Origin of the sequence: Caecibacteroides pullorum (assembly GCF_019239235.1) — a bacterium.
Classification (GTDB): Bacteria; Bacteroidota; Bacteroidia; order Bacteroidales; family Bacteroidaceae; genus Bacteroides; species Bacteroides pullorum.
This window is the reverse complement of sequence record NZ_JAAZTS010000004.1, coordinates 105,720-121,532: the sequence shown is the minus strand read 5'-3', so window position 1 is coordinate 121,532 and position 15,813 is coordinate 105,720. Positions and strand designations below refer to the sequence as shown.

Sequence of the window (15,813 nt, the reverse complement as noted above, 5' to 3'; positions counted from 1 at the left end):
AGTAGAGTATCAGACAAAATTTCGGATGAGCTTTACAAACTCTTTCCCATATTTCTTTTTCTTATAGTCGCTGATGCCGCTTACGTTGCCGAAAGCGTCGAGCGTGGTTGGTCGTTGAACGGCCAGCAGATGCAAAACTTTGTCGGACAGGACGAGGTAAGCAGGCAGTACCTCTTCGTCAGCCAGTCGTTTGCGTAGGCTTCTAAGAGCTTCGAAAAGGTCGGTGCTTTCTCCGCTTTCCATGCCCAGAGACAGTTCGCGCATGACGGGAGCAGATGTCCTTTTTCTCCTTCCTCGTGTGGCCGATATCTCTTCTCTACGTATCACTACCAGGTGTGCCTTTTCCCTGCCAAATAGCACATCACTTCCGGCTGGAGTAATCTTCAGATGGTTGCTTTCGTTGTAGGCCACCTCGAAATATCCCATTTGCAACATCTGTAGCAGGTAGTCCTGCCAGTCGCGGGCCGGTATATCGCGTCCGGCACCATAGGTTTTCAGTTGGTGATAACCTTTTTCTTTCAGTTCTGCATTCAGATTGCCGCGCAGGATGTCTACCAGCATCGGGGTGCCTACCTGCTGGTTGGTACGGGCGATAGCACTCAATGCTTTTTGCACGATGATGGTACCATCGAATCGTTCAGGAGGATTTTTGCATACGTCGCAATTGCCGCAATCGTGCATTCGTTGCTCGCCGAAGTAGTTCAGCAGGATGCGTCGGCGGCAAATGTCGGCCTCGGCATATTGTTGCATGCGCTGGAGTTTTTCTAGATTGATTTCACTTTGTCCACTTTCGGTTGCAAATTTGGTTAGCATGATGAGGTCGGCCATCGAGTAGAACAGCAGCGTGTCGCTTGGCAGGCCGTCGCGTCCTGCACGTCCTATTTCCTGATAGAAACTCTCGATGCTCTTGGGCAGGTTGTAGTGGATGACCCACCGCACGTTGCTCTTGTCGATGCCCATGCCGAAGGCGACGGTGGCACATACCACTTGTACGCGGTCGTTGATGAAGTCGTCTTGCGCACGGTTACGCTTTTCGGTTTCTAGTCCTGCATGGTAGATGGCGGTTCGGATACCGTTTTTTTGTAGCATTTGTGCCACGTTTTCCGTATTTTTTCGGCTCATGCAATAGATGATGCCACTTTCTCCCCGATGTTGGGCAATGAATTCAAGGATGGCTTTATTCTTTTCCTTCGATTGGTATCCCCGTTTGACGGTGAGGCTCAGGTTAGGACGGTCAAATGAAGAAAGGAAGATACGAGGCTCTCGCAGGTGAAGTTGCTTGACAATGTCTTCGCGTGTCAACTTGTCTGCCGTAGCGGTAAGGGCGATAATGGGTGTTTGTGGGAAGAGGCTACGTAAAATGCCAAGTTGGGTGTATTCGGGGCGGAAGTCGTGTCCCCATTGCGAGATGCAGTGTGCTTCGTCGATGGCGAAGAAGGAAACGTGTATGTCGCGCAGGAAATAATTGGCTTCTGCCACCAGCTTTTCGGGAGAGATGTAGAGTAACTTTAATTTCCCTTCCATGCAGGCACGTCGAATGCGTAGGTTTTCCGTTTCGTCGTTGTTGCTGTTCAGAGCTGCTGCGGCAATACCATTGTTTCGGAGACTCTCTACCTGGTCTTTCATGAGTGAGATGAGTGGTGATACCACAATGGCAGTCCCTTTGCAAATGATGGCTGGCACTTGGTAGCAGACAGACTTCCCGCCACCTGTCGGCATCAGCACCAGTGCATCTTTATTCAGTAGCAGGTGGCTGATAATTTCCTCTTGTAATGGACGGAAATCGGTATATCCAAAATAGGTTTTAAGTACTTGTTGTATTGGGTTCATCAGTTGCTGTCTGCTTTTTTTCTTGGGCAAAAATACAGCAATTATTTGAATATCCGTTTCTCTCTTCTCATGAATGTTCGGAAAAGCTTTCTTCAATTTTGGAGGGAAGTGTTAAATAATTATTCCTTTATTCAACTTTTTTTATCCTTTCGACGTTGAAAAAAAGTACCATAATTCTTGCATATTTCAAAAAAAAAACAGACTTTTGTCAAGCCTTATAAAATAGGCAATTAATGTACAACCCCTAACCAGTTTATTTGATGAGTGATTTAGAAAACAAAACGCAAGAAGAGGCTCCGAAAAAACGCCCCTATAATTTGCGTGAGAAAAAAGAAAAAGATGCGGCTTATCGCGCATTGATCCGTCCAGAGTTGGCTGACGAACTGTATGACAAGATCCTTAATATCATTGTTGTGCAGAAAAAGTACAGAGATCGTGACTATTCTGCCAAAGATTTGGCCAAAGAGTTGGAAACCAATACCCGTTACTTGTCTGCTGTAGTCAATTCTCGTTTCGGAATGAATTATTCCTGTCTTTTGAACGAATATCGTGTGAAAGAAGCTATGCATTTGCTGAAGGACAAGCGGTATGCCGACAAGAATGTGGAGGAAATCAGTACGATGGTAGGTTTTGCCAATCGTCAGTCTTTCTATGCCGCTTTCTATAAGAATGTAGGCGAAACTCCTAACAGCTACCGCAAGAAGCATGCGGAAAAGAAAAAATAATCCGACTCCTGAAGAGGAGATAGATTGAAAGGAAATATCTGGGGATTTTCCCTCCCCGGATACTTCCTTTTTTATTTGTAATCCCAATAAGCTGATAATATGAAAAAGCATTTCTTTTCAATGGTAGCTGCCTTGTCTATGCTGACGGCATGTGGAGGCGCTTCTCAACAAACGACTGCTGAGGCAGAAAAATTTGATTATAACGTGGAACAATTTGCTGATTTACAGATTTTACGCTATCGCGTACCTGGATTTGAGGAACTCTCACTCCAGCAAAAACAACTGGTTTATTATCTGACAGAAGCCGCTTTGCAAGGTCGGGATATTCTCTTTGACCAGAATGGTAAGTACAATCTTCGCATTCGTAAGGCATTGGAGGCCGTTTATACAGGTTATAAGGGCGACAAACAGTCGGCCGACTTCAAGGCAATGGAGGTTTACCTCAAGCGCGTATGGTTCTCCAACGGCATTCATCATCACTACGGATGCGAGAAGTTCGTACCGGGCTTCACACCCGAATTCTTCAAGCAGGCTTTGGCCAGTGTCGATGCTTCTGAGCTTCCTATGGCCGAAGGGCAGACGCTGGAGCAATTCTGTGACGAGATTTTCCCCGTCATTTTCGATCCGGCCGTGATGCCCAAGCGCGTCAATCAGGCCGATGGCGAAGACCTGGTGCTCACCTCCGCTTGCAACTACTATGAGGGTGTAACGCAGAAGGAAGCCGAAGACTTCTACAACGCTCTGAAAGATCCCAAGGACGAAACGCCCGTTTCCTATGGACTAAACAGCCGTTTGGTGAAGGAAAACGGCCGTGTTCAGGAAAAGGTATGGAAGGTGGGTGGACTTTACGGTCAGGCACTCGAGAAGATTGTCTACTGGCTGAAGAAAGCCGAAGGCGTAGCCGAGACACCCGAACAGAAAGCCGTCATCGCCAAATTGGTGGAGTATTACGAAACTGGCGACCTGAAGACCTTCGACGATTATGCCATCCTGTGGGTGAAGGATCTGAATTCGCGCGTGGATTTCGTGAACGGCTTTACCGAAAGCTATGGCGATCCGCTGGGTATGAAGGCCAGCTGGGAGTCGCTTGTCAACTTCAAGGACCTCGAGGCTACTCGTCGTACGGAAACTATCAGTGCCAATGCTCAGTGGTTCGAAGACCATTCGCCCGTGGACAAGCAATTCAAGAAAGAAGAAGTGAAAGGCGTTTCGGCCAAGGTTATCACCGCCGCCATCTTGGCTGGCGACCTCTATCCTGCCACGGCCATCGGCATCAACCTGCCTAATGCCAACTGGATACGTAGCCAGCATGGCTCCAAGTCGGTGACCATCGGCAACATCACCGATGCCTACAACAAGGCCGCCCATGGCAATGGCTTCAACGAAGAGTTTGTTTATAGCCAAGCCGAACTGGATAATATCAACAAGTATGCCGACCTGACCGATGAACTTCATACCGACCTGCACGAATGCCTCGGTCATGGTTCGGGCAAGTTGCTTCCTGGTGTCGATCCCGATGCCCTGAAGGCTTACGGCTCTACTATCGAAGAAGCCCGTGCTGACTTGTTCGGCCTCTACTATGTGGCCGATCCCAAGCTGGTTGAGTTGGGACTTCTGCCTGATGCCGATGCCTACAAGGCCCAGTTCTATACCTACCTGATGAACGGCCTGATGACTCAGCTGGTACGTATCGAGCCGGGTAATCAGATTGAGGAAGCCCACATGCGCAACCGTGCCCTCATCGCTCGTTGGGTGTACGAGAAGGGAGCGGCCGACAAGGTGGTTGAATTGAAGAAGAAGGACGGCAAGACCTACGTGGTAGTGAACGACTACGCCAAGGTGCGCACCCTCTTCGGCGAATTGCTGGCCGAAATCCAGCGCATCAAGTCGACAGGCGACTTCGAAGGTGCCCGCCAGCTGGTCGAAAACTATGCCGTGAAGGTCGATCCCGAACTGCATGCCGAGGTACTCGAACGTTACAAGAAACTGAACCTGGCTCCCTACAAGGGTTTTGTCAATCCGAAGTATGAGCCTGTGACCGATGCCGAAGGCAACATCACCGACGTGAAGGTGACCTACGACGAAGGCTATGCCGAGCAGATGCTTCGTTATAGCAAGGACTATGCAACCCTGCCTTACGTCAACGAATAAGGTCTGACGTACGCTATACCTGTCTTTAGGCACGGATGCCACGGATTTTCACGGACAAACCGATGTGACAATTCGTGTCGTTCGTGCCTAAAGTGTCCAAAGAAACAGTCTTATATTGTTATTTTCTATATATTTGAATGATGGATTTACACGAACAACTGAAAGATATCAAGACCCAGCTCCGCCTTTCGATGAACGGAGCTGTGTCGCAAAGTATGCGCGAGAAGGGGCTTGTCTATAAACTGAACTTTGGAGTCGAGCTGCCCCGCATCAAGGGGATTGCTGCCGCCTATGAAAAGGATCACACTTTGGCTCAGGCTTTATGGAAGGAAGATATCCGCGAGTGCAAGATACTGGCCGGTTTGCTCCAGCCTGTCGAAACCTTCCTGCCCGAGATTGCCGACATATGGATAGACACCATGCCCACGGTCGAGATTGCCGAACTTACGTCGATGAACCTTTTCCAGCATCTGCCCTATGCACCCGCCAAGGCTTTCCGTTGGATAGCGGACGAACGCGAGTTGGCGCAGGTGTGCGGCTTTCTCACCATCGCCCGTCTGCTTCAGAAGAAGGGCGATATGGAAGATCGTGTGGCCAATGAGTTTCTCGACCAGGCCGTGTCGTGTTTCCTCGCCGGTTCTTATGCAGTACGCAATGCCGTTTCCGCCGCCCTCCGCCGCTTCATGGAGCATAGCGAGGAACATGCGTTCAGGGCTTGCCGATGTGTGGACGGTATGAAAGATTCTTCATCCGAGAGTGAACGCTTGCTCTACGAGGTGGTAAGTGCGGTGGTCGAATGACTTGGTGGTGGTTGTAACTTTTCCCGCTTTTCCTTTTGCTTTCCACAAAAAAGGCTTAACTTTGTTGGCTGATAAAAAAGAAAATGGACTGAAGGATGGAGGTTCAAAATGTGAAAGATACGGTCAAGCAGATATTCACCGAATATCTCAATGCGAACGGGCATCGGAAGACTCCCGAACGCTATGCCATACTTGATACCATCTACTCCATCGACGGCCATTTCGACATCGACACGCTCTACTCGCTCATGGCCGACCAGGAAAAGTTCCGCGTCAGCAGGGCTACCCTCTACAACACCATTATCCTGCTCATCAACGCGCGGCTGGTCATCAAGCACCAGTTCGGCAATTCGTCGCAATACGAGAAGAGCTACAACCGCGATACGCACCATCATCAGATTTGTACCCAGTGTGGCAAGGTGACGGAGTTTCAGAACGAAGACCTCCAGCACGCCATCGAGCACACCAAGCTCAGCCGCTTCAACCTGACACACTATTCTCTCTATATCTATGGGTTGTGCAGCAAGTGCGAGCGGGCCAACAAGAAAAAATTGAAAAACAACATTCATAAGAAAGAAAAATGAAAGTAGATGTACTGTTAGGATTACAATGGGGCGACGAAGGCAAAGGCAAAGTCGTCGACGTACTGACGCCGCGCTATGACGTGGTGGCCCGTTTTCAGGGTGGCCCGAATGCCGGCCATACGCTGGAGTTCGAAGGCCAGAAGTATGTACTCCGCTCGATTCCTTCGGGAATTTTTCAGGGCGACAAGGTGAATATCATCGGTAACGGCGTGGTGCTCGACCCGGCCCTCTTCAAGGCTGAGGCCGAAGCGCTCGAAGCCTCGGGTCACGACCTGAAGCAACGCCTTCACATTTCGAAGAAGGCTCATCTCATCATGCCTACCCACCGTCTGCTCGACGCCGCCTATGAGGCTGCCAAGGGCGATGCCAAAGTGGGTACGACAGGCAAGGGCATCGGTCCTACCTATACCGACAAGGTGAGTCGCAACGGTTTGCGCGTGGGCGACCTGCTGCACAACTTCGACCAGAAGTATGCCGCCGCCAAAGCCCGCCATGAGCAGATACTCAAGAGCCTGAACTTCGAATACGACTTGGCTGAGGCCGAAAAGGCCTGGTTCGAAGGTATCGAATACCTGAAGCAATTCCAGCTGGTGGACAGCGAACACGAAATCAACGGTCTTCTGAACGAAGGCAAGTCCGTCCTCTGCGAGGGTGCACAGGGCACGATGCTCGACATCGATTTCGGTTCCTATCCTTTCGTTACTTCGTCCAACACCATCTGTGCGGGTGCCTGCACGGGTTTGGGCGTGGCTCCTTGTAAGATTGGAGATGTCTATGGCATCTTCAAGGCCTATTGTACGCGCGTAGGTGCCGGTCCTTTCCCCACCGAGCTCTTCGACGAGACGGGCGACAAGATCTGTACCCTCGGACACGAATTCGGTTCCGTTACCGGCCGTCGTCGTCGTTGTGGATGGATCGACCTCGTAGCATTGAAATATGCCATCATGGTAGACGGCGTGACGAAGCTCATCATGATGAAGAGCGACGTGCTCGACACGTTCGAAACCATCAAGGCTTGTGTGGCCTACAAGATGAACGGCGAGGAAATCGACTACTTCCCCTTCGACATTGCCGAGGGCGTGGAGCCTGTCTACGTAGAGCTGCCCGGTTGGCAGACCGACATGACCAAGATGCAGAGCGAGGACGAGTTCCCCGAAGAATTCAATGCCTACCTGTCCTTCCTCGAAGAGCAGCTGGGTGTGCCCATCAAGATTGTGTCCGTAGGTCCCGACCGCGAACAGACCATCGAACGATATACCGAAGAATAATTCGGATGCGATAGACAAAACGTAGGCTTTCCTGTCCGTTTCAGGAAGTCTACGTTTTTTGTTCCTTAAAACATAGTTTTCATTCACTTAAAACACCCTTTTCTTCATGAAGACACATCTTTTAGCTTTAGCCCTTTTAGTAGGGGCTTGTTTGTCACTTCCCGTACGTGCTCAAAGTTATACGCCTACGGAAGAAAATCTGAAATCTCGCCAAGAGTTTCGTGATGCCCGTTTCGGCATTTTCCTCCATTGGGGCTTGTATGCCATGCTGGCTACAGGCGAATGGACAATGACCAACAATAACTTGAATTATAAAGAGTATGCCAAATTGGCAGGCGGATTCTATCCTTCGAAATTCAATGCCGCCGAGTGGGTGGCCGCCATTAAGGCTTCGGGTGCCAAGTATATCTGTTTCACCAGTCGCCATCACGAAGGTTTCTCCATGTTCGATACGAAATACTCCGATTACAATGTGGTAGACGCTACGCCTTTCAAACGCGACATTTTGAAGGAGCTGGCCGACGAGTGTCACAAGCAGGGCATCCGTCTGCATCTCTATTATTCACACCTCGACTGGTATCGTGAAGACTATCCTTGGGGACGTACGGGTAGGGGAACAGGCCGTCCTGACGCCAAAGGCAACTGGCCGAGCTATTATCAATTCATGAACAACCAGCTGACGGAGCTGCTCACCAACTATGGCCCGATAGGTGCCATCTGGTTCGACGGCTGGTGGGATCAGGATCAAAATTCCGATTTCGACTGGCAATTGCCTGGTCAGTATGAGCTGATACACAAGTTGCAACCCGCCTGCCTCGTGGGCAACAATCATCATCAGGTGCCTTTCGAGGGCGAGGATATCCAGATTTTCGAACGCGACCTGCCGGGTGAAAACAAGGCCGGTCTTTCGGGTCAGGACATCAGCAGCCTGCCGCTGGAAACGTGCGAGACAATGAACGGCATGTGGGGCTATAAGATTACCGACCAGAATTATAAGTCGACTAAAACCTTGATTCATTATCTGGTAAAAGCCGCCGGCAAGGATGCCAACCTGCTGATGAACATCGGCCCCCAGCCCGACGGATGTTTGCCTCAGGTAGCTGTAGAGCGTCTGAAGGAGATGGGCGAATGGATAAAGACCTATGGCGAAACCATCTATGGTACACGTGGCGGTTGCGTGGCTCCTCATCCTTGGGGTGTGACTACGCAGAAGGGTGATCGTTTGTTTGTCCACATCCTTGATTTGCAGGACAAGGCACTCTTCTTGCCTTTGGAAGGCCAGAAGGTGAAACGTGCGATGGATTTTGCAAGCCGTCAGGCCTTGAAATTCAAGCGGGTGGATGGTGGCATCGTTCTTCAGCTTGACGAAATCCCTACAGAAGTGGATAAGGTTGTAGAATTGCAACTTGATTGATTGGGACGTAAAACAATGGAAAATTTATAATCTGTGTTAATTCCTGAGGCTACTTGCCTGTCATCGCTTATCTTTGGCAAACTATTTGCACTTGGTAGAAAAACGCATATTGTCAAATGATTAAAATAATAGAGAATAGATTATGGTAATAGGAATGCAATGGATTATATTTATCGGCGTAGCCGTTGTGAGCTGGTTGGTGCAGATGAACCTGCAAAACAAGTTCAAGAAATACTCGCAAATACCTACAGGTAACGGTATGACAGGTGCCGACGTGGCTCGTAAGATGCTTAACGACAACGGCATCTATGATGTGCAGGTTACTTGTACGCCCGGTCATCTGACCGACCACTACAACCCTGCCAACAAGACCGTCAACCTGAGCGAGAGCGTTTACTCCAGCAACAGTATCATGGCCGCCGCCGTAGCTGCCCATGAGTGCGGACACGCCTTGCAACATGCCCGTGCCTATGCGCCGCTCACCCTGCGCAGCAAGCTGGTGCCGGTCGTTTCGTTTGCTTCAAACATCATGACGTGGGTACTGTTGGCCGGTATCTTGTTGCTGGACGTCAATTCGAACTTCCTGCTGGCAGGTATCATCCTCTTTGCGGTGACCACGCTGTTCAGCTTCATCACTCTGCCGGTGGAAATCAATGCCAGCCGCAGGGCGTTGGTATGGCTCAGTGCGAGCGGCATCACCAACTCCTACAATCACGCTAAGGCCGAAGACGCCCTCCGCTCTGCCGCCTACACCTATGTAGTGGCCGCCTTGGGTTCGTTGGCTACGCTTATTTACTACATTATGATTTTTATGGGCCGTCGCGAGTAATGTCGCTTTGTCGATAGCCTTTGTAAAGAATGGTTACGGCCGATATCTTTCTTCCTTTTTCGAGGAGAATAGATGTCGGCCGTATTTCTTTTTATAAAGATGATGCTTGTTTGGCGAAAAATGGTTATCTTTGACCGCTGGTATTGTTAACTTTAACCAATTTCTATATGATTAAAATCCGTTTTGTTTCGAAGGCTTTGTGCCTTGTTGTATTTTCATTGTTTGTGCAGATGGGTTTGTATGCCCAGAATGAGAAACCTTTTGTTATTCCCGAACTGAAAGAGTGGAAGGGGAGTGAAGGGGTTTTTACTCCTTCGGCTGATATGCGTGTCGTTTATGCGCAGGAAGCCTTACGTTCTGTGGCCGAAGCCTTTGCCGCCGACTATGGGCAGATGTTTGGACTCACTCTTGAAGTAATTCAGGGCAAGCCTTCTGCTGGTGACATTTATTTTACGCTGAAGAAAGACAAGAAGTTGGGTCGAGAAGGTTATGCTATCCGTACGGATCGCTACGTCACCGTCTCTGCCCCTGAGGCTGTTGGTGCCTACTGGGCTACGCGAACTTTGCTCCAGATGAGTGAGCAGACAGAAAACCATCAGTTGCCGAAAGGTCAGTTGCGCGACTGGCCCGACTACGCCATGCGCGGCTTTATGATGGATTGTGGGCGCAAGTTCATTCCCATGTCCTATATGCGCGACCTGGTGAAGATGATGGCCTATTATAAGATGAACACCTTGCAGGTACACCTCAACGACAACGGCTTCAAGCAGTTCTTTGGCCACGACTGGGGACGCACCTACGCCGCTTTCCGTCTGGAGTGCGATACCTATCCCGGCCTCACCGCTCGCGACGGTTACTACACCAAACGCGAGTTTATCGACTTCCAGGAAGAGGCTGCTTCACGTTTCGTAGAGATTATCCCCGAAATCGATGCGCCTGCCCATACGCTGGCTTTCACCCATTACAAGCCTGAGATAGGTAGCCAGGAATATGGTATGGACCATCTCGACCTGTTCAATCCCGAGACTTACAAGTTCATGGACGGCCTCTTCAAGGAATATCTGGAGGGTGACAAACCTGTATTCCGCGGCCCGCGTGTCCACATCGGTACCGATGAGTACTCCAATAAGAAGAAAGACGTAGTCGAGAAGTTCCGTGCCTTCACCGACCATTACATCCGTCTGGTGGAAAGTTACGGCAAGCAGGCCTGCGTATGGGGCGCTCTGACTCATGCTGCCGGCGAAACGCCCGTCAAGTCGGAGAACGTTATCATGAGTGCCTGGTACAACGGATATGCCGACCCCAAGGAGATGGTGCGTCAGGGTTATAAGCTCATCAGCATCCCCGACGGGCTGGTTTACATTGTGCCTGCTGCCGGTTATTACTACGACTACCTGAACACTCAATACCTCTATGAGAAGTGGACGCCTGCCCATGTGGCTAAGGCTGTCTTCGAGGAGAAAGATCCTGCTATCTTGGGCGGCATGTTTGCCGTATGGAACGACCACGTGGGCAACGGCATTTCCGTTAAGGATATCCACCATCGTCTCTTCCCCGCCTTGCAGACGCTGGCTACTAAGACTTGGGGTGCGCAGGTCGATTTACCTTATGCTGACTTCGACCGTCTGCGTCAGGGCTTGAGCGAAGCTCCTGGCGTCAATCAACTGGGACGTATTGGACGCACCGAAGGCCTGGTTTATGAAGTGGCCGAAGTACATCCAAATACCAATCTCGCCCACGAGGAGATTGGCTACGGCTATACCGTCAGCTTCGACCTCGAGGCAGCTGACGAGGTTCCCGGTACTGAGCTGTTCCGTTCGGATAACGCAGTCTTCTACCTGGCCGACCCCATTAGCGGACGTTTTGGCTTTGCACGCGATGGCTATCTGAACTCCTTCCAGTTCCGTCCCTATCCGGGCGAAAAGCTGAACGTGCAGGTGAAGGGGGACAATCGCTCCACTTCGCTTCTCATCGATGGTAAGATCGTCGAGACGATGGACATCCAGAAACGCTACTTCAACGGTGGCAAGGATTCCATGAACTACGTCCGCACCCTCGTATTCCCGCTCAAGAAGGCCGGCTCATTCAAGAGTAAAATTACCAACTTGAAAGTTTACAACCATTAATCCCTTATCCCTTATGAAGAATCTCAATCTCCCCGCTTCCCTGCTGTGCTCGCTTTCAGGCACGGCGGTCGTACTGCCTCTTCTTTCCTCCTGCTCTGCGCAGAAGAAGGCCGAAGCTAAGCCATACAACATCGTCTACATCATGACCGACGACCACACGGCGCAGATGATGAGCTGCTATGACCAGCGCTACATCGAAACGCCCAACCTCGACCGCATCGCCGCCGATGGTGTGCGCTTCACCAACAGCTTTGTGGCCAATTCGCTGAGTGGTCCCAGCCGTGCCTGCATGATTACGGGCAAGCACAGCCACGCCAACGGCTTCACGGACAACACGACCTGCGTGTTCGACGGCTCCCAGCAGACCATGCCCAAGCTGCTCCAACAGGCGGGCTACCAGACGGCCATTGTCGGCAAGTGGCACCTCGAAAGCTTGCCCACCGGCTTCGACTATTGGGAAATCCTGCCCGGCCAGGGTGACTATTACAATCCGCGCTTCATTACCATGCAGAACGATACCGTTGCTGAGAAGGGTTACCTGACCAACCTTATCACTGACAAGAGCATTGACTGGATGGAGAACCAGCGCGACAAGGATAAGCCCTTCTGCCTCTTCATCCACCATAAGGCTATCCATCGCAATTGGTTGCCCGAGCTGAAGTACCTCTCCTTGTACGAAGACAAGACTTTCTCTATGCCCGATAACTTCTATGACGACTACGAAGGTCGTCCGGCCGCTGCTGCTCAGGAGATGAGCATCTGGAAGGACATGGACATCATGTATGATACAAAGATGTATCGCAAAGACCTGAAGTCGCCGCTGAAGGGTGCTTACGAAGCTTATGTCGGCCGCCTTACGCCTGAAGAACGTGCCCAATACGATGCCTTCTACGCGCCCATCATCGAGGAGTTCTACAAGAAGAACCCGCAGGGCCGCGACCTGGCCGAATGGAAGTACCAGCGCTACATGCGCGACTATGCCAAGGTGGTGAAGTCGCTCGACGATAACGTGGGCCGTGTGCTCGACTACCTGGAGGCGCAGGGCCTGCTGGACAACACCCTCGTGGTCTATACCTCCGACCAAGGCTTCTACATGGGCGAGCACGGCTGGTTCGACAAGCGCTTCATGTACGAGGAGTCCATGCGTACGCCGCTCGTGATGCGTCTGCCCAAAGACTTCCAGACCCGTGGCGACATCCCGCAGATGGTTCAGAACATCGACTACGCGCCTACCTTCCTCGACCTGGCCGGAGCACCTATCCCCGACGATATCCAAGGCGTCTCCCTGCTGCCCCTGCTCCGTGGCGAAAAGCCGGCCGACTGGCGCAAGTCGCTCTATTACCACTTCTACGAGTATCCGGCTGAGCACATGGTGAAGCGCCACTATGGCGTGCGCACCGAGCGCTACAAGCTCATCCACTTCTACAATGACATCGACGAATGGGAACTTTACGACCTGCAGGAAGACCCCACTGAGATGCACAACCTCTACGGCCAGCCTGGCTACGAGCAGGTGACGGAAGACCTCCGTGCCGAGCTGAAGAAGCTCCAGGCCCAGTATCAGGACCCCATCGAAGAGAAGCTTCAGGCCGAAAAGGCGCAGAAAAAGTAAACTTTATTATCTATCGGATGAGTGGCAGGCCCCCGTCGTCTGCCGCTCATCCCCCTCTTTCCCTGTTGGCAGAAGCAAAGGTATGCCATCTTCTTCAGGCGGCCAAAAACGGGGTATTTGTATGTCCTAAAAATCTGTTAACGAAAATCAGATTTCGTGTTAATAAAACTAATGCGTTGATTTGCAGGGAGGAAAACGATACTTTCGTGCGTACAAAGCGGTGCTTTCCGATTGGCAGCGCAGCGTGCGTGTGCTGTGGATTTTGGTGTTGCACTTCGCTTTGTGTTTTTTATGTCTGCACGGTTCTTGTGGCTATACTTTCAGGAAAGCGTTTATTGGCTTGGGAAATAGTAGATAAAAGCGTGACGTGTGACAATTGTGACAAATGACAATTAGTAAATCTGTCACAGAAAAACGGGAAATAGAAAATTAATACTATATATATTATATATAAATATATAATATATATAGTATTAAAATATTTAACACTCTCTTCCCGATTCAGGTTAAAAAGTCGATTTTACTAATTGTCATTTGTCACAATTGTCACACTGTCACGTTTTCGTTTCTTTCCAATCTCCAAAGAGCAACACATCCTGTTCTTCTTGAATCGTTGTATTTAGAAGCGTAGAACAACCAAAAACAATCAGAAATATCCAAGCATAAATCTTTAATTATCAGTATATTCTAAAAATTAACACTTTTCGACTGCTTTTTGATGCTTCCCAAATTTCCACATATTTTTGAGACGTATTTCTGACGTGGAGAATTTGCGGGGCTTGTTTTTTGTCACACCGTGCAGACAGTTGACAAGGGTTTACAACCGTTTACAACAAGCGACAATATCCGCCCCGACATTCAGTGACGGTGGAACTCAAATGAAACTTGACAAATGGAACTATAGTGATTCACAGGCTGTTCGGCTCACCATACGTTATGCATTTAACTCTACGATGAGCAAATATAAAGGAAGGGGTGCCGGTCAAAGTGAAAAGAATCGTTTATAAGATTCAGATTTAGAGAATTACTTTACTAAAAAGGGAGAACCTGACGGAAATACGCCGAAAGATTTTCCTTTTTTTTCTCCGCTCGATGCTCGTAACTAATTTACCTTTGTAGCACTTGAAAGAAATTTTGAATAAAAATGTTACCTTTGTTATTGATGTTATCAGCTTAAACAATGAGTTAAAACAGAAGTGGAATATCGGAAACGAATTGCAAGGAAAAGAGAAGAAACGACCCAAGTTGATGTCCTTTTTGAGTTAATAATCAATAAAAGCGTTAAATCTTCACCCTTTAGAATGTACAATTAAAGACAATGACCATATTTCGGACTTATTATCTATAAAATATTGAGTAATAATCGGTTGTAAATACTAGCTATGTATGTTTCAGTTTTTCAGACTGTTAAGTGTTTTGTTGATTGCAGATGCCCTGAAATGATGCTTGTGCTCTTGGTAATTCGCCAGCTTTTGAGTATCTTTGGGATGGCAATGGAGACAAGAACACTTTACAACGATTTCCCGACTTTTCTGAAGCGCTTTTTCCCCGGCAAAGTGCAGAAGATTTCGCTTAATGCGGGATTCACGTGCCCCAACCGTGACGGAACGGTGGGTTACGGAGGATGTACGTATTGCAACAACCAGACGTTCAACCCCGAATATTGCCGTACAGAGAAGACAGTGGCCGTGCAGTTGGAGGAAGGGAAACGCTTCTTTGCGCACAAGTACCCCGAAATGAAGTACCTGGCCTACTTCCAGGCCTACACCAACACGTATGGCGAACTGGAGGCGCTGAAGCGCAAGTACGAGGAGGCATTGGCAGTGGACGACGTGGTGGGGCTGGTCATCGGTACGCGTCCCGACTGTATGCCCGATGCCTTGCTGGACTACCTGGAGACGCTGGCTAAGGGGACATTCGTGCTGGTAGAGTATGGCATCGAGAGCACGCTGGACCGCACCCTGCGCCGCATCAACCGTGGACACACGTGGCAGGCGGCGATGGACGCCGTGGAGCGTACGGCCGCCCGCGGGCTGCCCGTAGGCGGACACGTCATCCTGGGGCTGCCTGGCGAGTCGCGCGAGGACATGTTGGGACAGGCGGCGGACATCTCGCGTCTGCCACTCGACACCCTGAAGCTGCACCAGTTGCAACTGATACGCGGTACCCGCATGGCGCGCGAGTACGAGGAGCGGCCCGAAGACTTCCACCTGTTCGACGACGTGGACGAATACATCGCTCTGGTGGTGGATTACATCCAGCGTCTGCGCCCTGACCTGGTGCTGGAGCGCTTTGTGTCCCAGTCGCCCAAGGAGCTGCTCATCGCACCCGATTGGGGGCTGAAGAACTACGAATTCAACCACCGCCTGCAAAAAAGAATGAAAGAACTGGACGCCTGGCAGGGAAAGTTGTATAATCAATAAAAATATTGTATTTTTGCACCACGTATCATGACTGGAATGAATCCAAATAAG

Annotated in this window: 11 protein-coding genes; 10 read left to right on the top strand and 1 reads right to left on the bottom strand. The window is 50.1% G+C overall.

Going from position 1 to position 15,813, the window contains the following annotated elements:
* Positions 1-9 precede the first annotated feature (9 nt).
* Complete coding sequence (gene recQ, locus HF894_RS05030; RefSeq protein ID WP_204971367.1) at positions 10-1,821, bottom strand: DNA helicase RecQ; 1,812 nt, start codon at positions 1,819-1,821, stop codon at positions 10-12.
* A 269-nt stretch (positions 1,822-2,090) separates the two neighbouring features.
* Here recQ and HF894_RS05025 point away from each other — a divergent pair, with 269 nt between their 5' ends.
* The 10 genes from HF894_RS05025 to HF894_RS04980 all read left to right on the top strand — a co-directional run bounded on the left by HF894_RS05025 (position 2,091) and on the right by HF894_RS04980 (position 15,762).
* Complete coding sequence (locus HF894_RS05025) at positions 2,091-2,555, top strand: helix-turn-helix domain-containing protein (RefSeq protein ID WP_021847113.1); 465 nt, start codon at positions 2,091-2,093, stop codon at positions 2,553-2,555.
* A 99-nt stretch (positions 2,556-2,654) separates the two neighbouring features.
* Positions 2,655-4,706, top strand: coding sequence for a dipeptidyl-peptidase 3 family protein (locus tag HF894_RS05020; protein ID WP_204971321.1), 2,052 nt, complete (start codon positions 2,655-2,657; stop codon positions 4,704-4,706).
* A 140-nt stretch (positions 4,707-4,846) separates the two neighbouring features.
* Complete coding sequence (locus tag HF894_RS05015; RefSeq protein ID WP_204971366.1) at positions 4,847-5,506, top strand: DNA alkylation repair protein; 660 nt, start codon at positions 4,847-4,849, stop codon at positions 5,504-5,506.
* Positions 5,507-5,601: 95 nt separating this feature from the next.
* Positions 5,602-6,090: a Fur family transcriptional regulator gene (locus tag HF894_RS05010; RefSeq protein WP_021847110.1), complete on the top strand. Its 489-nt coding sequence runs from the start codon at positions 5,602-5,604 to the stop codon at positions 6,088-6,090.
* Positions 6,087-7,358: an adenylosuccinate synthase gene (locus HF894_RS05005; RefSeq protein WP_075318698.1), complete on the top strand. Its 1,272-nt coding sequence runs from the start codon at positions 6,087-6,089 to the stop codon at positions 7,356-7,358. Before HF894_RS05010 ends, HF894_RS05005 begins: the two co-directional genes overlap by 4 nt.
* 106 nt (positions 7,359-7,464) lie before the next feature.
* Positions 7,465-8,772, top strand: a complete 1,308-nt coding sequence (locus tag HF894_RS05000; RefSeq protein ID WP_204971320.1) for an alpha-L-fucosidase — start codon at positions 7,465-7,467, stop codon at positions 8,770-8,772.
* A gap of 142 nt (positions 8,773-8,914) precedes the next feature.
* Positions 8,915-9,601, top strand: coding sequence for a zinc metallopeptidase (locus tag HF894_RS04995; RefSeq protein ID WP_204968800.1), 687 nt, complete (start codon positions 8,915-8,917; stop codon positions 9,599-9,601).
* Positions 9,602-9,777: 176 nt separating this feature from the next.
* On the top strand, positions 9,778-11,727 hold the full coding sequence (locus tag HF894_RS04990; RefSeq protein ID WP_317196529.1) for a family 20 glycosylhydrolase: 1,950 nt from the start codon (positions 9,778-9,780) through the stop codon (positions 11,725-11,727).
* A 13-nt stretch (positions 11,728-11,740) separates the two neighbouring features.
* The gene (locus tag HF894_RS04985; RefSeq protein WP_204971318.1) at positions 11,741-13,339 is read left to right on the top strand and encodes a sulfatase family protein; all 1,599 of its coding nucleotides are present in this window, start codon (positions 11,741-11,743) and stop codon (positions 13,337-13,339) included.
* A 1,493-nt stretch (positions 13,340-14,832) separates the two neighbouring features.
* Entirely contained in the window at positions 14,833-15,762 is a 930-nt protein-coding gene (locus tag HF894_RS04980) for a TIGR01212 family radical SAM protein (RefSeq protein WP_204968797.1), read from the top strand.
* The last annotated feature ends 51 nt before the right edge of the window (positions 15,763-15,813 follow it).

Excerpts from the sequence above, each read along its gene's own strand:
- HF894_RS04980 (WP_204968797.1), top strand. The coding sequence starts at position 14,833 with ATGGAGACAAGAACACTTTACAACGATTTCCCGACTTTTCTGAAGCGC.
- HF894_RS05010 (WP_021847110.1), top strand. The coding sequence starts at position 5,602 with ATGGAGGTTCAAAATGTGAAAGATACGGTCAAGCAGATATTCACCGAA.
- HF894_RS05025 (WP_021847113.1), top strand. The coding sequence starts at position 2,091 with ATGAGTGATTTAGAAAACAAAACGCAAGAAGAGGCTCCGAAAAAACGC.
- HF894_RS05020 (WP_204971321.1), top strand. The coding sequence starts at position 2,655 with ATGAAAAAGCATTTCTTTTCAATGGTAGCTGCCTTGTCTATGCTGACG.
- HF894_RS04995 (WP_204968800.1), top strand. The coding sequence starts at position 8,915 with ATGGTAATAGGAATGCAATGGATTATATTTATCGGCGTAGCCGTTGTG.
- HF894_RS05000 (WP_204971320.1), top strand. The coding sequence starts at position 7,465 with ATGAAGACACATCTTTTAGCTTTAGCCCTTTTAGTAGGGGCTTGTTTG.
- HF894_RS04985 (WP_204971318.1), top strand. The coding sequence starts at position 11,741 with ATGAAGAATCTCAATCTCCCCGCTTCCCTGCTGTGCTCGCTTTCAGGC.
- HF894_RS05015 (WP_204971366.1), top strand. The coding sequence starts at position 4,847 with ATGGATTTACACGAACAACTGAAAGATATCAAGACCCAGCTCCGCCTT.
- HF894_RS05005 (WP_075318698.1), top strand. The coding sequence starts at position 6,087 with ATGAAAGTAGATGTACTGTTAGGATTACAATGGGGCGACGAAGGCAAA.